The organism is Mucilaginibacter sp. (genome assembly GCF_028288225.1).
Taxonomy (GTDB): domain Bacteria; phylum Bacteroidota; class Bacteroidia; order Sphingobacteriales; family Sphingobacteriaceae; genus Mucilaginibacter.
Genome location: NZ_JAQBOC010000030.1, coordinates 1 through 22752, shown reverse-complemented (window position 1 = coordinate 22752; position 22752 = coordinate 1). Strand labels below are relative to the sequence as shown.

At 40.6% G+C, this 22752-nt stretch carries 20 protein-coding genes; 4 read left to right on the top strand and 16 right to left on the bottom strand.

Features of this window, described 5'->3' with window-relative positions; all coding sequences use genetic code 11:
- Positions 1–191 precede the first annotated feature (191 nt).
- The 5 genes from JWQ54_RS08785 to JWQ54_RS08765 all read right to left on the bottom strand — a co-directional run bounded on the left by JWQ54_RS08785 (position 192) and on the right by JWQ54_RS08765 (position 5428).
- Positions 192–1820 carry a glycosyltransferase family 39 protein gene (locus JWQ54_RS08785; RefSeq protein ID WP_299583207.1) on the bottom strand — a complete coding sequence of 543 codons (1629 nt, stop codon included), beginning with the start codon at positions 1818–1820 and terminating at the stop codon, positions 192–194.
- 193 nt (positions 1821–2013) lie between these two features.
- The gene (locus JWQ54_RS08780; protein ID WP_299583203.1) at positions 2014–3063 is read right to left on the bottom strand and encodes an acyltransferase family protein; all 1050 of its coding nucleotides are present in this window, start codon (positions 3061–3063) and stop codon (positions 2014–2016) included.
- Between the two features lie 13 nt (positions 3064–3076).
- Entirely contained in the window at positions 3077–3613 is a 537-nt protein-coding gene (locus JWQ54_RS08775) for a dual specificity protein phosphatase (RefSeq protein WP_299583200.1), read from the bottom strand.
- Positions 3614–3633: 20 nt separating this feature from the next.
- Positions 3634–4425 carry a polysaccharide deacetylase family protein gene (locus JWQ54_RS08770; protein WP_299583197.1) on the bottom strand — a complete coding sequence of 264 codons (792 nt, stop codon included), beginning with the start codon at positions 4423–4425 and terminating at the stop codon, positions 3634–3636.
- 40 nt (positions 4426–4465) lie between these two features.
- Positions 4466–5428 carry a hypothetical protein gene (locus tag JWQ54_RS08765; RefSeq protein WP_299583194.1) on the bottom strand — a complete coding sequence of 321 codons (963 nt, stop codon included), beginning with the start codon at positions 5426–5428 and terminating at the stop codon, positions 4466–4468.
- 254 nt (positions 5429–5682) lie between these two features.
- On the opposite strand from JWQ54_RS08765, the gene JWQ54_RS08760 reads away from it, so the two are divergent.
- The gene (locus tag JWQ54_RS08760) at positions 5683–7017 is read left to right on the top strand and encodes a sensor histidine kinase KdpD (RefSeq protein WP_299583191.1); all 1335 of its coding nucleotides are present in this window, start codon (positions 5683–5685) and stop codon (positions 7015–7017) included.
- Between the two features lie 28 nt (positions 7018–7045).
- Here JWQ54_RS08760 and JWQ54_RS08755 read toward each other — a convergent pair whose 3' ends face one another.
- The 6 genes from JWQ54_RS08755 to JWQ54_RS08730 all read right to left on the bottom strand — a co-directional run bounded on the left by JWQ54_RS08755 (position 7046) and on the right by JWQ54_RS08730 (position 12369).
- The gene (locus tag JWQ54_RS08755; protein WP_299583188.1) at positions 7046–7933 is read right to left on the bottom strand and encodes a helix-turn-helix domain-containing protein; all 888 of its coding nucleotides are present in this window, start codon (positions 7931–7933) and stop codon (positions 7046–7048) included.
- 92 nt (positions 7934–8025) lie between these two features.
- Positions 8026–8442, bottom strand: coding sequence for a nuclear transport factor 2 family protein (locus tag JWQ54_RS08750; RefSeq protein WP_299583185.1), 417 nt, complete (start codon positions 8440–8442; stop codon positions 8026–8028).
- Positions 8443–8531: 89 nt separating this feature from the next.
- Positions 8532–9080, bottom strand: a complete 549-nt coding sequence (locus JWQ54_RS08745; RefSeq protein WP_299583182.1) for a carboxymuconolactone decarboxylase family protein — start codon at positions 9078–9080, stop codon at positions 8532–8534.
- A 222-nt stretch (positions 9081–9302) separates the two neighbouring features.
- Complete coding sequence (locus JWQ54_RS08740; protein WP_299583180.1) at positions 9303–10355, bottom strand: winged helix DNA-binding domain-containing protein; 1053 nt, start codon at positions 10353–10355, stop codon at positions 9303–9305.
- A gap of 173 nt (positions 10356–10528) precedes the next feature.
- A complete protein-coding gene (locus tag JWQ54_RS08735; protein ID WP_299583177.1) occupies positions 10529–11563 on the bottom strand; it encodes a hypothetical protein in 1035 nt (344 codons plus the stop codon).
- A gap of 233 nt (positions 11564–11796) precedes the next feature.
- Complete coding sequence (locus JWQ54_RS08730; protein WP_299583174.1) at positions 11797–12369, bottom strand: Crp/Fnr family transcriptional regulator; 573 nt, start codon at positions 12367–12369, stop codon at positions 11797–11799.
- A 57-nt stretch (positions 12370–12426) separates the two neighbouring features.
- On the opposite strand from JWQ54_RS08730, the gene JWQ54_RS08725 reads away from it, so the two are divergent.
- Positions 12427–12609 carry a hypothetical protein gene (locus JWQ54_RS08725; protein ID WP_299583171.1) on the top strand — a complete coding sequence of 61 codons (183 nt, stop codon included), beginning with the start codon at positions 12427–12429 and terminating at the stop codon, positions 12607–12609.
- Between the two features lie 317 nt (positions 12610–12926).
- A complete protein-coding gene (locus JWQ54_RS08720) occupies positions 12927–13796 on the top strand; it encodes a creatininase family protein (RefSeq protein ID WP_299583168.1) in 870 nt (289 codons plus the stop codon).
- 112 nt (positions 13797–13908) lie between these two features.
- Here JWQ54_RS08720 and JWQ54_RS08715 read toward each other — a convergent pair whose 3' ends face one another.
- From JWQ54_RS08715 to JWQ54_RS08705, 3 genes are all read right to left on the bottom strand, one after another.
- Positions 13909–15234 carry a DUF3472 domain-containing protein gene (locus JWQ54_RS08715; RefSeq protein WP_299583165.1) on the bottom strand — a complete coding sequence of 442 codons (1326 nt, stop codon included), beginning with the start codon at positions 15232–15234 and terminating at the stop codon, positions 13909–13911.
- A 4-nt stretch (positions 15235–15238) separates the two neighbouring features.
- Positions 15239–18238, bottom strand: coding sequence for a glycoside hydrolase domain-containing protein (locus JWQ54_RS08710; RefSeq protein ID WP_299583162.1), 3000 nt, complete (start codon positions 18236–18238; stop codon positions 15239–15241).
- 318 nt (positions 18239–18556) lie between these two features.
- On the bottom strand, positions 18557–19504 hold the full coding sequence (locus tag JWQ54_RS08705; RefSeq protein ID WP_299583159.1) for a DUF2027 domain-containing protein: 948 nt from the start codon (positions 19502–19504) through the stop codon (positions 18557–18559).
- Between the two features lie 338 nt (positions 19505–19842).
- On the opposite strand from JWQ54_RS08705, the gene JWQ54_RS08700 reads away from it, so the two are divergent.
- Positions 19843–21720: a M1 family metallopeptidase gene (locus JWQ54_RS08700; RefSeq protein WP_299583156.1), complete on the top strand. Its 1878-nt coding sequence runs from the start codon at positions 19843–19845 to the stop codon at positions 21718–21720.
- A gap of 67 nt (positions 21721–21787) precedes the next feature.
- Here the strand turns inward: JWQ54_RS08700 and JWQ54_RS08695 are convergent, their stop codons facing one another.
- Both JWQ54_RS08695 and JWQ54_RS08690 read right to left on the bottom strand, forming a co-directional pair.
- Positions 21788–22174 (bottom strand): YtxH domain-containing protein, encoded by a 387-nt coding sequence (locus JWQ54_RS08695; protein WP_299583153.1) that lies wholly within the window; start codon positions 22172–22174, stop codon positions 21788–21790.
- Positions 22175–22489: 315 nt separating this feature from the next.
- A complete protein-coding gene (locus JWQ54_RS08690; protein WP_073404972.1) occupies positions 22490–22684 on the bottom strand; it encodes a cold-shock protein in 195 nt (64 codons plus the stop codon).
- Between the last annotated feature and the right edge of the window lie 68 nt (positions 22685–22752).

Sequence of the window (22752 nt, the reverse complement as noted above, 5' to 3'; positions counted from 1 at the left end):
GAATTTGATCGAATTACACGAATTTTGGATGGCGGGGTTGTCTGTTTGTTGATCTTTTATATTCAATAAATTCATTCGTATAATTAGGGATATTGATTAGTGTAAATATGTTTCTTACTTCGTGCCAATTTAATTCTCTTGCCTTTATTAATTCGTGAAATTCGAATCAATTCGTGCTATTCGTGTATATCTCATTTTCCAAACGGTGGCAACCCGATCAATTGCCTATACAACGGCAAATCCATGCGCTTGCCGGCAGGCACATGAAAGTTCTTCCCATAAAAAACCTGCAGCTTATACTCCACCCTCCCGCTGCGGATTATTTCGATATCCGGCAATTGCGTTACGCTATCAAAAAATGGCTTGGCATCTGCATTAACATCCAGTTGTTCCTGGTCGCTTATTATTATGGCATCCTTTCCTATTAGCTTTTTAGGTTCAACCATAAAAGCCAGGTTGCGCGGGTCGCTGTTAAATACTGTGATATCTTTTGCTCCTTTAAGCGCCCAGTCTACCTTACCGGTCAGCCACCAGCGCGGGGTACCTGTAAATATGTTGGGATTGTTTGTCCAGCCCTCTTTATCAAAACGGGTTTTTATATCGGTATAATCAACCCCTTGTATGGTCGGGTCGTTATTATCTTTATGAAGTTGATACACTATCCACTTAGGCCCATACCATTGCCAAAAACCGGTCACCATGTGCGTGCCAAGCAAACCAATGGTTATAATAGTAAAGTAAATAGAAAAACTGATCCATCTGCGATTAAGCCTTGCCCGCTTATCAGCACTGGTTAAGCTTTTATCAATAGCAAAGCCTAAAGGTATAAACAGCATCATGTAACCAGGCGCCTGCCAGTGGAAGTGAAATTGCAGGTTTGACCATAGCGTAACCATTGTAAAAAATACGATAGGCAATATGGCCATCCAAAAGGTAAAACTATACGCCAGCAGTTGCTTACGCAATTTATACGAAATATACAGCTGCCTTACAATGGGGAACCAAATCCATGGCAGCAGGAACGCGGCCTGCCCGCCTATGCTGCGAAAAAACCAATCAAAGTGCAGCTTAAAATGCTCCGTGTTAGCGCCTGCCCTTGAGCCCTGGAAGATGAACGATACCCAACCGTTATGGGCATTCCACCACAAAACCGGGAAGGCCATAATAATGGTAATTAAAACCGCCAAATAAGGCCCTGGATGACGAAGCCAATGGCGCTGACTTTTATTAGTTACCACAAACATAAATACCCCGGCAAATAAAAACAGCACATGGTATTTACTCAATGTGGCAAAGCCCATGCTTACACCAACTGCCAGCCATAACAACCAGGTTTTGCGGCTGTAACGGGTAGTTTCTGATTTTTCGGCGCCTGGCCCTACCATCAATTGAACAATATAGTAGGTTGCCAGCATCCAGAAGAACATCAGAGGCGCATCGGGCTGAAACCAGCAGGCAATAGCTACGGTAAACACCGCGCTTAAATTTATTGCAACAACTGCCCAAAAACCTGCCCTTGCTGTAAATAATTTTTGGGTAACCAAAAAAATCAGCCAGCTGGTACCGGCAAACAGCAATACCGCCGGGAACCGGAGCCCGAAATTATTTAATCCGAATATTTTTACACTGATACCACTCAGCCAAAAAAACAAAGGCGGCTGGTCGAAATAACTTAAATCAAAATTAAGCGCTCCCCTGAAATAATATGATTCGCCGATACCAAGCCCGGTATAACCTGCAATAAGGCAGCGGAGCACGAAAGTTATCAAAATTAATATTGCCGCAGACCGGGCTGCATTACTTTCAGTTAGTTTCTTCATTAATCAGCAGAGTTTGCAAGGGCACAAATCTCTTAAAAAAATTATGAATTATTGGGAGTTTTTTATTAGAGATGATATTGCACCTGACCTTGGTGATCTCAGTGCCCTCTCTGGTAACTCCGCGGTTAATTTTTACCACAGAGTTCGCAAAGAGATGCACAGAGTAACGCGGAGATCGGGTTAGGTACTCCCATCACCCCGAAATCCATTTCCCCACAAAAGGCACCTTGCTAACCAACCAAACCAATGGCAATGTGATAATAAAACAGATCAATGCAGTAAGCGGGATGGCTATTATAGGCGTACAAAGCTTATAGCTAATGCCAAAAGGATCTTCCAGGAAGTATAATACCAGCGCATGAGCAAGGTAAATACCGTAATTAAATCCACCTGCAAAATCACGAATGCGAATAACAAGGGGTGATAATTTAGGTAAAGAAAGCTTAAAAACAAGAAACACACTCGCAGCAAGCAAAACAATTGCCGGGCTCACAGGCTCAAAAAACATAGTAGACGGCCATTTATGACCAGCCATGACCCATCGGGAACCAACAGTGATGAACACAATGCTAAAGAGAAAAAGCAGAATCATCCACAGCCTCATGTGCTTTACTTTAAAATCTTTAAAAGCCAAATAATGGCCAAGCACGAGGTAGCCCACAAAACCTGCAAAATAATGCATATCAACCGACGGATTATAGCGCACCAAATAAGGCTGCGTTATCAGCATAACAGCAAACCAAACTGCTAAAAAGTACAAAATCTCTTTCTCTGAAGCATGACGTACAAATTTGCCTATAACGGGTATAAAAAAGTAAAGCCCTATCAGCATATATACATACCACAAGTGATACGAGCTGCCAATTTTTAACAGGTGTAAAACCAGTTTAATGTTTGTCCAAACATCACGGGTTAAAGCTATCTCCTCGTTATACAGGGAATAGCCAATATAAACTAAACTCCAGAAAAGGAAAGGAACCACGACCCTTACCAGTCGCTTTTTAAGAAAGCTCCCAATTTCATACTCCCGGTGTAATAATAATGCCCCGGTTATCATCACAAAAACAGGCACCGCGAATCTAACGGCTGCGTTTAAAAAATCCGCTACCAGCCAATCGCCCATTGAAACTTTTCCATATTGCATCAGCAACAAGGAAGTACAATGCAATACGATAACGGCATATAAGGCAACCAGCCTTAGGTTATTTATCCAATCGATATTTTCAGTTTTGGTGGGGGGCATGTCCTATCGCTATTTACGAAATTTTATTTTTATAATACTCCTCCAATTCCTTCAACATCTTTACCTGCCCCGGCCTCGGGTTTATAAATACCCTGACCTTTTTTATCATCGCATATGCATCTTCAAAAGTTAATCCTGTTTTAATGAGGTAAGCCATAGCCATGGTTGGCCCGCGGCCAAGCCCCTGCCGGCAATGCACGTATACAATGCCTTTTCTTTTTATTTCCTCATCAATAAAATCAGCTCCTTTTATTAATACATCCAGTGGTGGTGGTGTGTTATCAACAGTGGGTAAATGCAGGTATTTGATCCCTTTATGTTCGGCATCACTATAATCATTGTGCATGCGCATGTTTACAATGGCGGTAACGCCAAGGGCTTTCAGCTTTTCTAATCCTAATAAGTTATACTGACTGCCTAAAAATAAATGGGCAGTTATTTGCGAGCGGCTTAAGCGGGGGATGCCTGCTACTATACGATAAATATTGTCATAGATATAGTCAAAAACTAAACCTGTGCCTGTTAAAATACTTTTTAGCTTATTAAACATTTTGTTTGCGGCAAATTGAATTATTTACCTTTATTTACCTGTGTAATATAGTCCATTGCCTGCTGAAAAGTAGCAACCCAGATCTCTTTTCTATTTATTGCAAGGTAATTCAATAGTTCTTTATGTGCTTCTGTTGATGTTGTTATATAATCAGCTCCAATGCCATGGAACATAAAAACACCCATACCGCCACTTTGCTCTACCTTTTTTACAAAAGCTATCAGTTTATCGCCAGATGTGCTATCGTCTAAACCATAAGATGGGACTTGTAATGGATCGAGCTTTTTAAAATCATTAATAACAGCTTCGGTGTCTCCCCCAACACGCGCATATTTAATCAGGCCCGATTTCCGGAGTGAATCAACATAGCTTTTCCCTCCTACTTCAGTTTCGGTACATGGATAAGCATAGGTGCGGCTGCTTTTACCATCCAGCGCATACAAAAAATTATTCATGGTGTAGATCTCGCGGATTATTTGATAGATGGAATAATTTTCAGCAGCATTTGCCGGGTTATCTGGCATAGTCTCGCTCAGGCACGGATGAAAAAGCGTGTGATTGGCAAGCTCATGACCTTCAGCAGCCGCCGCCCGCCATTTAGAAATAGTGATGCTGTTAAGTTCGCCGGTCAGAAAAAATGTGCCCTTAAAATTATGTACATCTAATTGCGGGATGGCGGTTTTCAATTGTGAATCGAGCGCGTCGTCATAAGTAAGCACAATTACCGCTTTTTTATGATGAGGCCAGGGATTCTTTTGCTGGGCACTGGCCATACAGCTTAACAATAACAAACACAGGGTAAGGTTTTTCATAATTCGGTTTGAATTGCAATTAAGTAAATAGTTTAAACAATTACCAGTTACAGTCAAACTTTACCCAATAAATATCATCGGATCCATTCCCGGGACTGGCTAATATATTTTTTAATTGCTGATAGGTTTTCGTTTTGCCATCAGAAAATTCAGCATTAGCCCGGTTGCTTGTAAAAATGAGGTATTTCTTATCACGGGTAACAAAAGGACAATAATCAATGCCGGCAGAATTAACGGGGGCCGGCAGGTGCTTTGCCGGCAGCCAGTTACCACCCTTGTCCTTATGGCTAATATAAAGGTCGCCGCCACCCAGGTCATCTTTACGGCCAAAAGACGTGAACATAATAAACTGCTCATCAGGGTCAATAAATGGATTAAACTCATAGTTTGGGGAGTTAACGGCTTCGGGCAAACTAACCGGTTTGCTATAGCCACCTTTAACCGGGCTGCACATTACTATATCTTCTTTTCCCTTTCCGTAAGCTGCTTCAACGGTAAAATACAGATCGCCGTTTTTTGCAACGCTCGGATAAAACTCGTCTTTATCGGTATTCACTATTGTATCTAAATGCATTGGCGTTCCCCAGTGGCCATTGGGCAAGCGGCTGATCTTCCATATATCAAAATCCTTTTTAGGCGTTGTGCCGCTTACAGGCCTGTTTGACGAGAAGTAAATGCTTTTTCCATCCGAAGTAAAAAAGGCTTCCAAATCCTTATATTTTCCTGAAAACGGAGCAACCTGTGGCTTTCCCCATTTACCATTGGCTTTTTGCATCCGCAATATGGTGCTGTTTAAAAACCGGGGCTGCTGCAGGGTAAAGAATATTTCATCTCCCGCGGGCGAAATGGTAAAATCGCGATTGCTCAAACCATCCGATAAAACACCTTTGCCAAACAATTTAGGCGTATTGGAGGGGATCTGATTATCAGGGTATATTGTTTGACCAGGGACTATATGAGCTAACAATACAAAAGCAAGAAAAAAGAGAAATTTACTTACCATAAAAAACTTATTTACATTATAAAAATGCACAGCTGCTGTTGTATCTGTCGATATATGAATCCCTTCATTTTAACAGTAACCGTGCAAACCTTCTATAGAAAAAATCACACACACTTCGAAATAGCAAACAATGTCAAAATATACGAAATATTAATCCTATTTTTAGTTATTAATATACACCGATCTCTGCTACAAATAGTAATTAAACCATTATTACACTTTGAAGTTATTAACCAATAATTATTCAAATTAAAATGATGCAATCTTTCTGGAAAAAAAGTCTTGGGTATCCTCCCGTTTTCTCCTTAGAGGCGCGAATCTTTAATGCCGCTTGTCTTATCACTTCTATTGGTTTGTTTCTTTGTGTTTTTGTAGATCTTCTGCTTGGCATCCAGCAATTGGTTATTTTGATGGTGGCTGTATTTGTCGTCATGGCTTTCTGTTATTATTACTCCCGGTTTAAAATGAAGCTGAATACATGTATCATCATATACATGATTACAATTAATATTATAATTATTGTAAATTTTAAGTATAATTCAGGCATTGACGGTCCCTCTCTTTTAATTTTTATACTTTCTTATTTCCTTACCATTTCAACAATCCCTAAGAAACAATATTGGTTTTGGATAACCCTTAACCTTTTTATTGTTATTACACTGCTTGCGGTTGAATACAAATACCCGGAAGCAATAATTAATACCTATCCTGATAATAAACACCGTTTTATTGATTTTGGGTATACTTATATTTTTATTGTGTTTTTTATTTTCCTGGTTACTACCACTGTCAGGAAAAGCTATCATACGGAGAGGAAATTGGTTGAGCAAAAAGCAAGCGAACTGGAGTATGCGAATAATACAATGAACAAACTATTTTCTATCCTGGCGCATGATCTGAGGTCGCCTTTAGCATCTATACAAAATTATTTGGAAATACTTTCGGAGTTTAAACTGAATGAGGATGACAGATTATCTATGCAAAAGGGTTTGTTAAATTCTACCCAAAACACACAGGAAATGCTTGTAAATTTACTCTTGTGGAGTAAATCGCAAATGAAAGGTGCAATAGTAAACATGGTTAAGTTAGACTTGAAAAAAACACTACAAACTACCTTACAAATTCATCAGGCTGTAGCGGCTGAAAAAGGCATTCAACTGACAGATCAATTAAAAGATTCCATCTTTGTTGTTGCGGATGTGGATATGCTGCAGCTGGTAATAAGAAACTTAATAAATAATGCTCTTAAATTTACCAATCCTGGCGGCCAAATCGTCGTTTCTGCAAATACCATTGGCACCGATTGCCGGATAATGATAAAAGATAATGGCATTGGGATTTCTTATCAACAACAAAATGATATCTTTTCGCTAAAAACCGAGTCAACTTTCGGGACAAAAAATGAAAAAGGCGTTGGTTTAGGATTATTGTTATGCAAGGAATTTACCGAATTACAGAATGGGAAAATAACATTTGAAAGTACACCCGGAGCCGGAACAGCTTTTTATGTTAGTTTTAAACTGTGCCAGGATGATATTAAAGAAAATGGTATAAATGAAGGGCAACTGGTTAAAAAAAGACAGGTGTAAGTATTACGTGAATTTTTATTTAATATAACTAAGCCATTACAGCCCTCCCGGCCCCAACAGTATCACGATAGAGTTGCGGTGAAACATCCGCATTGTTTTTAAAGAACCTGCTGAAATAATATTCATCGTCATAACCTAACTCAAAAGCTATTTCTTTCACAGGTTTATTGGTAAGATAAAGCTCGCGTTTAGCTTCAATAATAATCCGCTCGGCAATCATATCGGTTAAGGTACGGTTAAAATGTGTTTTGGTAAGTTTAGCCAATGCCTTTGCCGAAATATTAAGCATATCGGCATAATCACTTGCCGAGTGTTTCTTTTTAAAATGAGCTTCGATGGCGTCTTTTAAGTTTTGAAGGATAAAAGGCTCTTTCCGATCTATAAGTATGGTCTGTTCAGAAGGTTGTTGCTCCGTTTTTAGCCGTACTGCTGTTATTAAAAATATTTTGAGGTATGATATAAGCAATTCATATTGGGCTATTGCCGGGTTTTGCATTTCGGCTTTTATTTGCTCCAGCACCATTTTAAATATTGTGGCAGCATGTTCATCAACCCTTACAAAAGGCGGCTCGTAAATATTATTGAATAAAACACCATGGCATGATACCTCTTTATCATGCTTGTGGATGCAAAAAAAATCGGGATGAAAATTTAGGGCTACACCTTCAAACGGTTCATCTGTAATTACCATAAACGGCTGGTAAATTGCAAAGGCCAACAAAGTATTGGTCTCAAAATCATACTCTGAAAAATTCCACCTCAGCTTCCCGCTACCCTTTGTAACCCAAATTACTGTATAATAATTATGCCTTTGCAGATGATCAAAATTACTGTTGTCATCAAAAGAAAATAGCCGGAAAGCAAGGTTACCTGTTTGTGGGTTTACTAAAGTGAATGCTGTTTGAGTGGTGAGCATGGGGTGGTTGTTGTAATGTTTGAATGTTGTAAAGTTGAAATGTTAGTTCTGAACTGCTGATCTCTAATCACTAATTTCTAATCACTGTACATTTAAAACAATTTTCGATCAGTCTCGGCAATAGCCAGGTCATTAATACTGGCAAATCTTTTTTGCATGTAGCCATTTTCATCAAACTCCCATAACTCATTACCATAACTGCGGTACCATTGGCCGGCTGCATCGTGCCATTCATACTCAAACCTTACAGCCATCCGGTTATCTTTGAAACCCCAAAGCTCTTTTTTAAGTTTATAATCAAGCTCTTTTTCCCATTTGCGTTTTAAAAACTGTTTTACTTCCTCCCGCCCGTTTATAAAATCGGTACGGTTGCGCCATTCTGTATCAATGGTATAGGCCATACAAACCTTTTCAGGATCTTTTGTATTCCATGCGTCTTCGGCGGCCTGTACTTTCTGCAGGGCGGTCTCCATTGTAAATGGAGGTAACGGATATCGTTTGTTTTCCATGCTGATATTTTTTATAAAATTAACTAATACAGCAAAAGCCAAGGCAAATTCCCTAACTTTTACTGTACAATGAGATTTGGATTGATAGCTTAAACAAGCTGACCTGCGTTAACAACCGGAAAATCAATATTTGTATTTGCAGTATTATTAAAGTAGTTGGTTAAAACATTAAGGGCAACGTGACCCACAATTTCACCTATCTCGCCATCAGTCAGGCCTGCTGCTTTAATGGTATCAACATCCGCATCACTGACCAATCCCTGCTTGTTAACCAGCACATTGGCAAATTTCAATATGGCATCTGTTTTTGCATCGGCAGCATTGGCGTTGCGTGCGTTTTGTAAAGTGCTGGCATCAATATGTACCAGTTTTTCACCTATAAATGTGTGGGCCGATAAACAGTAATCACAATTATTTTTCTGAGAGATAGCTAATGCAAGCAGTTCACCGGTTTTAGCGCCTAATTTACCATGACTTAACGCACCGCTTAGGTTAAGGTAACCTTCCAGCAGTGCAGGTGAGTTCCCCATGGTACGCATCATATTCGGCACCAGGCCTAATTTTCCCTGTATTGCATCAAATAATTCTTTGGTTTTGCCTGTTGCCTCATCAGGGCTTATTGCTTTTAAACGTGTCATTTTCTTAAAGTTTGATTCGTCTGTATTGACAATACAAATGTGCAATGACGCCGGATTTTACAACATGGATGATGTACGCAAGTAAATGGACAATTTTTCCCAAAGGGGTAATTAAAATTATTTCACGTAGAGACGCAATACTTTGAGTCTCCGATACACAAATCATTTACGAAAAATCTTTTATAGCGGGAGATGCAAAGTATTGCGTCTCTACGTCAGTTCTCAAATCTTCATAAATTTCTGATACCGCTTTTGAGCCATTTCAATTGCCTTTGTTTGAACTTTGTTGAGCTTGCCAAAGGGGTTTAGTATCATTTCGATTGAGTTTTTATTGATCACCCGCTTCCAGGTGCCCACAACCTGGTTATTAACAACTATTGAAGGGTCGAAAATAACGTTACGGGCCTGCACCAGGTATTTGGAATTAACGGCCGCTGTTCTATCGCTATAGGCAACGGCAAATTCATCAAATGCAGGCAATAAATAAGCAACAGGAGCTTTAGTATTTATAAGCGGCTGATCTTTTGCCATCCAGTAGGTACGGCCATTAACCTCAGTACTGGTCAACTCTGATTTTATAATCTCAAGCCCGGTTTTTGCATCAGCTAAAGTAAGGCCGCTCCACCAGGCAAAATCCTGCAAGGTAGCCGGGCCGCGGCTTATAAAATACCGTTTTACCAATTCGGACAAAGCTTCCTCTTTTGTCCGTTGGTTGTCTTTTGGCACCCGGTCATCAAAAAGTGCATAGGTAAATTGCTTGCCCTGCCTGGCACCGCTGCAAATAACCTGGTCAAGCTCTGCACGCATCAGCAAATGGATAAACCTTTGTTCGTTAGTGTCAATCCCTGCTTGCTGAAGTACATCCATCATTTCGAGCCTGTTCAGCTGCTTGCTGCCGGCAAGGGCCTTTCCTAATACATCGTTACTGCGTTTAAATATATCGTTATCTAATTTCAGCTGCCGCTCCCTTGACGCGCTAAGCGCTATAATCCGGTGAGCAGAAAGATTGAGCATCCATCGCAGATCAGCGGGACCAACAAAATGCCAGGTTGGCCGCAATACATGGGTACGGATAATACTGCCATCAGCCAGCGCCTTATCAATTGCAGCATCATTGCTTTTTTGCAGGCGCATGCCCACGGCCCATTTAGCGCCTGCATAATCCTGCGCCTGCATGGCGCCCATGTATTTCACAATCTCTGCGGGCGTGTTAAAAGTTTGCGCCGCAATATGCTGGGTATAAAGGCGCTGTTGTGCAATTTCGGGCTCTGTCATAAATAAAGAGTCTATATTTTAGAGTCAGGAATCAAGACAAATAGTTTAAACCTATTAGAACCCGGGGTTTCAATTCCTTTTATTTTCCTGGCTCCTGATTCTTAACTCCTTACTCTTCTTTACTTATGCTAAAATAACAACCCGTATTGACAACAGCCTGTCAGCAGTAAAATTTATTTCAGGTTAGCTTTAAAAAAGTCAGTAGCCAGTTGCGAAACCTCTTCATGTACTTGTTTCCTGCTTACTGATGCATCATCATTAAAAAATGTTGGCTCTTCTTTCTTAAGCGCATCAATAGCCTCATTCAAAAACACATAATGCCCGGTTTTCCCTTTCACCACATAATATTTTGACTTACCAATAAGCTCATGATACTGTAAAGCATTCGTAACTGTTGGTGCAATGCTATCGGCCTGCGCTGCTACTATGTATGTTGGGTTATGAATATTTTTCACTTGCGCTTTATTAACAAACCCCTGGCCTGCTGCCGGACAAATAGCAAAAAACGCTTTAAACCTTGCATCTTTTAATGGAGGCGCGTTTTTAAAAGAGTTAGCGACTTCTGGTTTATCAATAAAATTAAGCAAGCCGGGAAACTCTGGCAGGTCTATTTCTCTTTTTCCTTTTGGCGATTTATAGTAGGCCTTTAATGTGTCAGCATTTATTTCAGCGCCTGCAAGCGCCAACGTGGTGTAGCCTCCTATTGAAAATCCGGCCATTCCAAGGCGCTGCTCATCAATTACTTTTCCAAAATCAGCATCTTTTAACAACGATGTTAAAGCAAAGCCAATATCTTGTGGTCGCTCCCAGGGTTCAAGAAAACCCTCAGCAGTTGGATGGTCGAAAGTATTTCCATAATGATCAACCGCGGCTACTATAAAGCCGTTTTGTACCAATTTATCAGCCAGCCACTCCAGGGTTAATCGTCCGCCGCCGGCACCATGAGATATAAACACAAGCGGCATTTTTTGAGCGGGGACTTTACCATTCCGCACCGTTTGCAGCCTGATAAAAGGCGAAAATGCTTTATCCTTTTGTGTTAATGTATCGGTTGTAGGATACCATACCTCAGTAATTACCGGGCGGTTACGTTTTTCATCTTTATATTGAAATGTTTTTTGCCCAATGTTTTGAGCCGCTACCTTTTGTTCAAATGAAAATAGCTGAAGAAAAGCAACTATTACTGTGATTAAAATTGATCTGTTCATGTGACTATTATTTAGTTTACAAAGCAATCTATAATCAAACTAAAAAAAGTTGACAAAAGTCAATAAATGGGGGGGGGGAGTTGATTGAGTTAGATTGGATTGATTAAGTTGGATTGAGTTAGATTAAGAGAGTGGTTGATTAAATTGGCTTTCAACAACTACAACATTTTCAACCTCTGCAACTACTACAACATCTACAACCTAATCAACCCAATCCAACTTAATCAACTTAATCAACTCTTCCTCGACTTCAGTCGACTCAGCGTTTCCTGCGAGATCCCCAGGTAATCGGCTACAATTTTGCTGGGTAGCCTTTGGATCATTTTTGGACTTTTTTTCATTAAAATATCATACCGCTCCTTTGCATCCATCGTTATCAGGCTTTCAATACGTACTATAGCATCAATATAATCCTGCTGAAGCCCAAGGCGATTCATCCGTTCCCATCCCGGAACAGCATCCATCAACAATTGATAATCATTATAACTTATCATTAATAATTCCGACGGCTCTATGCTCTGTATAGACGCGGCAGAGGGTTCACGCAATACAAAACTTGGGAAAGCTGTTCCAAACCGTCCTTCAAATATTAAAAAGCGGCTAGCTTCCTGCCCTTCATCATCAATTAAAAAAATTCTTAAGCAGCCCTTAACAACAAAATACAGGTATTGGCTAACCTTGCCTTTTTCTAACAGTATTTCGTTTCTTTTCGTTGTTTTAGGTTTATAATGACTCAAAACAAAGTCCCATTGTTCCTCTGTTAAATTTATGCCCGGCGATAATGTATTTCTTAGTATTTCATGCATAATCACAGTATAATAGTTGTATAAATATCTACCTTTGAAAGCTAACTAAAAAACATCATGGCACAAAAAGTTATAACTGTAAATGTAAATGTGTACGAGCAATCGGTTACCAATCGTCACTCTGCTTACGAAATTCCCTTTGTAAATAAATACCTTGATGAAGGCTGGGTAATTAAAGAAACAATCCATAGCCAAACCGTATCTAACTGGATGAATATTACTTTTATACTGGAGAAGTAAATGATGAATATTACTTTTATACTGGAGAAGTAAATAAGGACAAATCCATGTTCATGGGTCTTAAGTTTCAACTAAAACGCACGTCATGCTGAACTTGTTTCAGCACCTCACACGCTAAGCGTACACCAAGCACACGGGAATGTCCTATGGGGTGCCGAAATAAATTCGGCATGACAGGCGGTGTTTTTAGGAATTAACCCATCGCTATTTGGCATTACGGTCAAAAACACGTTACACAGAGCCGTTATTTCCCAATATCCCTAAATAAGTTTGTAAATTCATGCAGTAATTCCATTTATAAACCAATTCTTAAAGATATGAAAACCTGTTTATCACTATTTGTTGCCCTTTTTCTTTCAGCCAGCACTTTTGCCCAGGAAATTCCTGCCCGCTGGGATGAGCTTGTTGCCAGCGACTTTCCGAAAGCGGTGGAAAAATCTTCAAAAACTTGTATCCTTCCTATCGGGATCCTTGAAAAACACGGCCCGCACTCCCCTATCGGTACAGATCTGATCCATGTGCGGGAATGGGCTGCACATGCGGTAAAATCAGAATATGCGGTTGTTTTCCCCGATTATTTTTATGGACAGATCAACGAAGCCAGGCACCAGCCGGGTACATTTGCCCTGCCAAGCAAAATTATTTATGAGTTGCTTGAGGCCACCTGTGATGAAATAGCCCGCAACGGGTTTGATAAAATAGTTATCCTGAACGGCCACGGCGGGAATCCTGAATTTTTGCATTTTTTTATGCAATCATTGCTTAATAAGCGGCACAATTATGCGGTTTACCTGTACAGTCCCGAAAACGACAAGGATTTTGCAAAAGAATACCGCAAGATGCATAAATCGCCTATGGAAAATGATCAGCATGCCGGTGAGGGTGAAACTTCAACCCTGATGTACTACCGCCCTGATTTGATGCGGATGGACAGGGCAGCTACCGAAAGTGGCGCCGACCAAAAACGCAGCGACTTGCCTGGCTTGTACACACCTATCTGGTGGTATTCATCATATCCAAATCATTACGCGGGCGAAGGTGATAAAGCCACCGCTGAGTTTGGTAAATTTATAACCGACCATGAAATAGCTTCATTTATAAAGGCGTTGAAAGAAGTAAAGGCCGATACCAAGACCATACAGCTGCAAAACGAGTTTTACGACAGGGTTGATAAGCTGAATAAATAGAACAAGGAAAACCTAAGAAGTTTTGAACGGCGCGGCCCGCAATAAGGTCTATAAGAAACACACAAATTGGCGTTAAACTTCCAAAATTTAACGCCAATTTGATTTCATGGATTTAGGGTAATTTATCCAATTCCACTTCCGGTGCTTTTCCGCCTGTTGGCCTTATTAACTCTATCCCGCGTTTGGTATAGGTGTTAAAAAATCCGCAGTTTTTAAGGTAAAAAGCATTGTCATCAATACCGCCGGCATAGTCCATACGGTAGCCTTTCATAGCGGTGGCATCATTTGTAAAATGAGCTTTGTTTATTTCGGTCCAGTGGCCGTTATTGTCGGCAATCCACTGGTTGTTGAATAATACCAGGCGGGTTGTTATGCCATTTTCAGGTTCAAAGTTTTCTAAAAACGAATGCAGGCCTTTTAACCAGGTATTTGTTTGCGGGCGACTAAAGCTCGCTATCAACTGCCATTTGCCAACCTCGGGCGCAAAAAACCAGGTTGTATAAGTAGTATGGTTGTCACCATCAGGTTTGGCCTGCACCAAAAACTTGTAGGTATTGCCGGCTTTCCAGTTATACAACATATAACTTTGCCCGCCGGATCCTTCGTTACCAAACTCGCCGGTATGCACGTTGGGGCCTTTTTTTAACATCACAATCTTCTGGCTGTCGGGTATGGCTTTAGGGTTATCTGTATTAAAGGGGCTCCATACCGAAAACAAAATATGCCTTTCTGTTGGCGAATTTACCTGCATGCCAAAGTACCCTACATTAAAACCATCTGCCATAAAATACGAGCCTAACACATCGTTTCCAACCGGCACTGTTACTTCATTATAAAACCATTCGACGTTGGTATTGGGCAACTCGTATGCCAGATGCACCGATGGCCCCCTTCGCCCCCAATGAAAATAATTGCCTTCGTTATTTGGCACATAAGCGGTTTTGGCATTAATAGCAGTACCACACAGTTTTACACTGCAAACATCGGCAAAAGTTTTGCCGGTTTTACTGATGCCTTTTATCCCGATCGCAACGTACCCGGTGTCGGCAGCGTTCCATTCGCCAACATAGTAATCCTTAGCTGTTGCTCCCGATACGGTTATATTTTTGGTGGATTTTGCCGCAGAAACCGCTATAACGCTTTTACCGTCCGGTACTTTTAAGTTAAGCCAAAGCTTAAATTTGCCCTTAACGGCTACCCGGAAATAAGCTGTAAATTTCACTTTATTGTCAGTCCAGCCAACAATACCATCGTTGGTAATAGTACCGCCTGTAGTGTCGTTAGCCACGCGCCAGGCATTGCCCCCTAAAGGGACGGTTAATAAGCTATCGTTGTTTTTGGCAGCAAGCAGGGCATGGTGCGTTATTTTGGTAAAACCCATTGCAAGGCATGTTATTGCAATTAACGCTGCACCGGTTGTTAATTTATTTATTTTCATCAGGTTATTTTTTCTCGCTAATTATAATTAACCACCCTTTACCCTTTTCAATCTTTATCTCATCGCCATCTTTAAAGCTTGCTGCTTGCTGAAAATCCTTAATCTCCGGTGCGGTTATGGTGGCTTTTGCAGGATCAATGCCCAGTGCGTTCCAGTCTATTTTTAGTTTGATATTAACATCATCAGCTGCCCAGCTTGCTATTGAAACCAACACTTTGCCAGGTTTTTTATAGATGGTTGCCAGCACTTCGGGGTTATTGGTTTTTACCGGGTTATTTTCTACCCAGTAGCCAATCATCTTTGTGCCTTGCATACCAAAATTGTCCCAAACTTTCCAGATCGGGCGCGGATCAGCATTATCACTCCATGGCATGCGGTTGGTCATCCCATAGATCATTCCGCGCCACGGGTTGCCGCCGCCCTGCAGCATTTCGCCCATTAAGCCGAATGGAATACCCGAAACTTCTGTTAAAAAGAAATCGGGTGAGTTCTTCTCATAATCAAAATACTCGCCAAACCACAGGCGGTTCAGGTACGGAAAATGTTCCAGGTACAGGTTGCCGCTGTTATTAAAGCCATCGCTTTTGTTATACTGATTAGCCGAATGCAGATCGATAATACCGGGATGACCATCTTTAGTAAGCACGCGTTTAATCCGTTTCATGGTAATCCGGTCGAAGGCCACATCATCCAAATAAATGCCATCAATACCAACGTTTTGTACCAACCAGTTCATCCCCTCCACATAATAGTTATGCCAGCGGCTCATCCCGCTGTTTATCAGTGCTGCGTCTTTATATCCCGGCTCAAACCATGCAGCAATATAATCATCGCCCACGTGCTCCTGCAACCATGAATAGCCACCCCCTTTCCCTGGCGAATAGATCTCGTGCCCCAGGCTCCGCATCGGGAAGGTTTCATAAGCGCTGTTTGACAGCTCGCGCACGGTGTTGTATATTTTCACCTTTAATCCCAAATGATGTGCCGAATCAATGTAACTCTTCATTTCCTTCCACTTTATAAACGGATAGTTTATATAAGGATTTATTGGTGTTCCCTGGTGTACGTTAACCACAGTTGCCCCGGTTTGCTTAATGCTGTCAAGCGCACTGTATTTATGGTAAAAACGGGTTGCCCATTGAAAATCGGTGTTTATAGGATGGAACGGCGTGATGAGTAACGTAAAGTTATAATACAGTACATCGCCCTTTTTCATAGTACGGGCGCCGCTGTAGTTATTCACCAAAACATGGTTATCTTTTTCGCTGATGTTTATGCCTCCCTTGTTATCATTCCCCCATGAGGTTGGCAGCAATAAAGGCTTTTGAAGATAGAAATTGGTATTAAGCGGGCGCACATAGTTTTCATCGCGCAGCGAATATTGCAGGCCTGCATTTACATCGCCTATCCATGCACCATCCTGGTTTTTATGTGGCACATCCCATTTCCATTCATAATTTTCCGGTCGTTTTTCGCCTTTTAAATTCAACCCCATCATGTATTTCGAAGCGTCCTTATTAAAAGGGATCTCCATCCTGATATCCTTCAGATCCACATCCTGCAAAGCAGTAACTTTTACGGTGTATAGGGCAAAGCCGTCAAACTCAATTGAGCCGGATACATTCATCTGCAGGTTGGCAGAGGTATTTACAGCTTCCCATTTAACTGTGCCGGGCTGGGTTTCGGTAAATTTCACACCTATTGACTGCCATTTTTCAGTGCCGTTATTATTCTCCGCAACAAGGCTGATCGGCGCGCTGATAACCTCTTTTGCTTTAGTTGAAAAGGAGGTCATTTCAGGCGCAAAATAGGTTTGGATATTTTTAGGGAAACCTGTTTTGTCCAGTATAACCTTACGGCCCAGCAGGGCAATGCTGTTACCCTTTACAACCAGGGGGATATAAGGCTTTATCACATCATTTTGCTGTGCCAGGGTTGAGTTGAGCCAGGTTAGCCGTGTTTCTTTTTGGGGTTCATTAATGCCACCTTTAACAGCCAGGGCAGGTTCTACTTTTATCCTGATCCCAACTTTTGTATTCTCCGCATTTTTTGCGCTTATGGTTACCGTTCCCTCATAAGTACCGGCCGCAACAGTTGCGGGAATATTTACCAGGCACCACATAGCTTGCACATCGCCTTTGGTTATATCGACTTGTTTTTCAAATGCTTTACCCCTATAATCGGTACCGCTATTGTTAAGGCATGATATTACTTTTGATGAAATTACTTGCCTTGCTTTACTTTTCAGATCAGAGAAAGTGATTTTTACACCCGTTAAATCTTTAGCCGTTGGATAAATCCCCAGCTGGTAAGCATAGTTTTCCCCTTTTTTAGCCTCGCCATTGAAAACACTTTTCACACCGCTTAAGATCCAACGCTGTGGCAGGTCATGTTTCATTTTTATAACATGTAGCCTGTCCTCAGGAAATACCAGGTATGTTTTCCCGGCGTTTTGTGAAATAAGGTTATTTACTTCGGTTTCGGTTGCTATCACCTCCATCGGGTAAAAGCTATTCATTGCGTTTACTGATTGGATAGACTCAACATTCGCTCCCTCAATATTTTTATTATTGGCTACAGACTGCGCCCAATCATCAGTGGCAGTTTGCTGTGCTTTTAAATATTTTACGTTTGGATAGTTTGATTTCCTGTCAACCTTATAAGGCATGTAGTAAACAAAGTATTTTTTATTGCCCTGTGATGGTTCAAAATACAATACCCCGCTTTCACGGCTGATAGCAGCTACCGATACGTTCATTATCCGTTTATTGGTAACAGAATCTACCACAATAAGCTGTTTGTTTTCAGGGCGCTGGTCGTTTCTGCGCCAGTTAATTACCGCTTTAGCTATTGGGGTATTGGCATTTTGCAGGGTAAGCACTACCCTATGGTTGCCCAATGAATCGGCATCCCAATCGTTGTTTTTTGTAACGTATTTTATTTGCTGCGCGATGGAAATTTGACAGAAAAAAGTTAGCAGGGATAAGTAAAATATTTTTTTCATGAAGGAACAGTTACTGGAGTGCTAAATTAAAGATACTTTATCTTTTTAAGACACCCTACGCAATCGTTTGCGCTAACAATTCTGTAAACTATTCCCGTTGGCTGTGTCCTCACAGCCAACTATTTTCAACCTGGCAGTTAACTGTCTGTGAGGACACAGCCAGCGGGGGAGGACTATTATGCCCCTTCTATTGCAGGCCTTCGACCTGCGCTGACGTGTTTCGCCCTTTCAGGGCTTGAAAATTTGATAAAATCAAAAACATTAAGCCCTGAAAGGGCGACATTTAACAGCGCAGGTCGAAGGCCTGCACCGGAGTAATTATTTCAACAAAACCTTTGTTGCCCCATACCCAAACTTCTCTTTCCGGGCATCCATAAATGTTTGGATCTTTTGGTGTTTGCTTAATAGCTTATGAATCTCATGCCTTAAAGTTCCGTTACCTGCGCCATGGATAAATATAATTTCGGGTAACTGGTGCACAATGGCAGCATCGAGCGCTTTATGAAAATGATCTAATTGAATTTTCAAGATCTCGCCGCTGTTTAAAAACTGGTGATCACTCCGCAGTTTTTCAATATGCAGGTCCACTTCACTACCTGGTTTTTCAACAACTGCTTTTTCATCAGGCGACTGGAAGAAACTCTCCTTTAACTTTTGGGCATCAATTACCAATTCAGGCTCATCCAGTTGAATCAACCATCCCTGGGTTTTAAGTACCGGGATCAGTTTTTTTGAACCGGAGAAATCCTTCGCTTTATATTTTTCATTAACTACCAACGGCGCAGGCGGTTCTGCATTTTGTTTAGTGTGATAAAGGATATGAAAAATAAATTTAGGCCAAAGCTGCAGATCAGCCAGTTGTGCCGAATAAATTTTGGTTGCTGTATTTGGTGCAACTATCCCGGTGTACTCTCCTTTAAAGGTATTTGTCTTTTCTGTTGTTAACGATGCCAGCAACTGAAACGACGTGTCATTTATCAAATAAAAATGAACCACCGAGTTAGCTTTCGGGTCATTCACCACACCAATATAAACGCCTTTTGTTTTAAACTCGCCTGAGTGCACTGGCTGGTCTTCAGTAACATCATCTTTTTTAGCGCCAGCACCTACATAACCATGTACTGTAGTAACCTTGCTGGCCAGCACCGGGATCTCAAAATCATCCTCGCCGGTTACACCTATCATCTGGTCGTCAATAATGCGGGTTACAAAACCCTCCATTTTTTCGTCCACAAAACGCACAAAATCGCCTAATTTATACTTCATGATTACACTGATTAGATTTGATTTCACCGATTATTGGAAGATTTCACTGATCATCATCGGTGTAATCTTTATCTATCGGTGTAATCCCCTAAAACAAAAAACCACCCGCCCAAAGGCAGATGGTTAGAAATTAGTTATTTAATACCCCTATTAAAATAACTGGGTGCAAATTAAAAAAATATTTGTCGCTCTGCAAATAGTAAAGTGTTAATTTTTTTAACGTGAATGTAATTATTATTGTTTTCGTGCGTCTAACCGTGCATAAATTCTCTTTAATTTTATTAACGCCATATAATATTGGCTTAAATCTGTTTATTTGCTCATAAAATTTACTTCAAATGTTTAAATCAATTATTGCAGGTGCAATTTGCAGCCTGGCATTATTCCAGGCGCAGGCGCAAAACCTGTACATGCCACGTGATATCCAACACGCGTTTAACAAGGGAACCCGCTCATTAGATGGCAAACCCGGTAAAAATTACTGGCAAAATCATGGCCGTTACACCATTTCTATCAGTGCGTTACCTCCCGACAGAAATATAAAAGGCGTTGAACAGATTGTTTATTTCAACAATAGTCCTGATACCTTGAAAAGGCTGAATATGAAGCTGATCCTCAATATCCACCGCCCGGGAGTGGCCCGGTTTGGAAGCGCCGGCGATGATTATCTTACTCCAGGCGTACAGGTTGATTCCATATTTATAAACGGAACAAAAAAGCCATGGAACAATAAACAGGCTGCTAACACCAATCAAATGATAAGCCTGCTCAAGCCATTGATGCCGCATGATTCTGTAAAGCTGGATATTACCTGGCATTTTGAGATCTCAAAAGAAAGCGGTCGAGAAGGTATGATAGATTCAACTACCTATTACATGGCTTATTTTTACCCGCGGGTATCTGTTTATGACGACTATAATGGCTGGGACACCTTACCATTTTTAGATGCACAGGAATTTTATAACGATTTTAATGATTACACCCTAAATGTAACGGTACCAAAAAACTACCTGGTTTGGGCAACGGGAACATTACAAAATCCTAAGCAGGTTTTACAACCCGAATATGTTAAAAGGCTGGAACAATCGTTCACCAGTGATTCAACAATTCACGTGGCTACCAAAGAAGACCTTGCAAAGAAAAATATTACGGCACAAAATGATGTAAACACCTGGACCTGGACCGCCAATAATATTAGTGACATGGCTGTTGGGATAAGTGACCATTACGATTGGGATGCTGCAAGTGCTATTGTTGATGATAAAACAGGCCGCCGTGCCAGTATGCAAGCTGCATTTTTAGATAATTCTGCCGATTTTCATCATTCCGTTCAATTTGGCCGTAACTCGTTAAGCTGGTTATCTCACAACTGGCCCGGCGTCCCTTACCCGTTCCCAAAAATGACGGCATTCCAGGGTTTTGCAGATATGGAATATCCGATGATGGTTAATGATAGCCATACAGACGATATAGGCTTTGCACAATTTGTACAGGATCATGAAATAGCGCATACCTGGTTCCCTTTTTACATGGGTATTAACGAAAGCCGTTATTCATTTATGGATGAGGGATGGGCTACAACCTTCGAGCTACTAATAGGAACAACAGAGGTGGGCAAAGAAAAGGCGGAGAAACTATATAAAGGCTTCCGTGTGGACCAGTGGATCCATGACGCTTCAACTGCTGAAGATCTGCCTATCATCACCCCTACAAGCGAACTAAGAGGCGGTTTTGGTAATAACTCATACGGAAAGCCATCATTAAGCTACTTTGCCTTGAAAGATCTGCTGGGTGATAATCTGTTTAAAAAAGCACTGCACACCTACATGGATAACTGGAACGGAAAGCATCCGATACCATGGGATTATTTTAATTCGATGAATAGTGGATCGGGCAAAAACCTTAACTGGTTCTTTAATAACTGGTTTTTTACCAATTATTATATCGACCTTAATCTGCAAAAAGTAACTAAAGCTAATAGAGGTTATACATTATCTATTCAAAATATTGGTGGCTTTGTGGTTCCGTTTGACGTTAAGGTAACTTACAGCGATGGCACTACTGCCAGTTTCCATCAAACGCCTGCTGTTTGGGAACATAATGGAAAACAGATAAGCGTAAATATAAAAACCACAAAAACTGTAACCTCGGCAGTACTTGATGGTGGAATATTTATGGATGCTAATGAAAACAATAACAAATGGACTGCTAAGTAAATATTCGTGATAAAACAAACAAACCCGGCCATAAACCGGGTTTGTTTGTTTTATATAATTAAATAATTTAAGAATTTTGAGCTGAATGATTCAAATCATTTGCACTGCTTTTTGCTTTTGATTTTGCCTCATCAAATTTGGTTTGAGCTTGATCTTTTAAGTCATTAGCTTTTTCTTTTGCTGTATCAACAGCAGCGGCCTTATAATCAGACACCTTTTCAGCTACAGTGCTAAACCTTGATTTTGCCTTGTCATAAGCATTGCTGCTATATTCCTTTATACCGGTACCGGCTGCCTGTGCTTTATCTTTAGCAGCATCAACTAAATCATTAATATAACCGGCAATGTCATCTCTTGTTTTCTCGCCTTTTTCAGGTGCTAACAATAATCCTAATGCGGCACCTGCTGCTGCGCCTATTAATAGTGCTGCTATAACTCTTGTCTGATCTTTCATAAGTTTTCATTTTTAGATGGGTACATTAATATAATAACAATGCCTGCGTTTTGTTTTTATTTTTTTAAAAAACTGATCCCAATAGGCTCCTCTAAATCTCCCCGGACTGAGGAGACTAAAAAAACATCTTTTCATTGAGCAAAGCTAAAATCCTCCCTACCCGGGAGGATTATTCACAGTTGTTTATTTTTAATAGGCGTTCATGAGGGCTATGCCGTTTAGGTGAGGCTCTGTGCAATGTTATGTGGTGAGGCACTACGAAAAAAGGCATCCATTTTTCAATGAATGCCTGTACGCTTAATGATTATATTATAATTAAATAACCTTTACATTTACCGCATTTAAGCCTTTTCTTCCGTTTTCTACTTCAAACTCCACTTTATCATTTTCACGGATTTCATCGATTAGACCTGTTGAATGAACAAATACGTCCTGGCCACCAGCACTTGGTGTAATAAATCCAAAACCTTTTGTTTCATTGAAAAATTTTACTGTTCCTTCTTTTTGCATTATTTTATTTATTAAAGTTGGCAAGATAGGTATAAAATTCAATAAAACAAGTATAATCTTTTAATTAC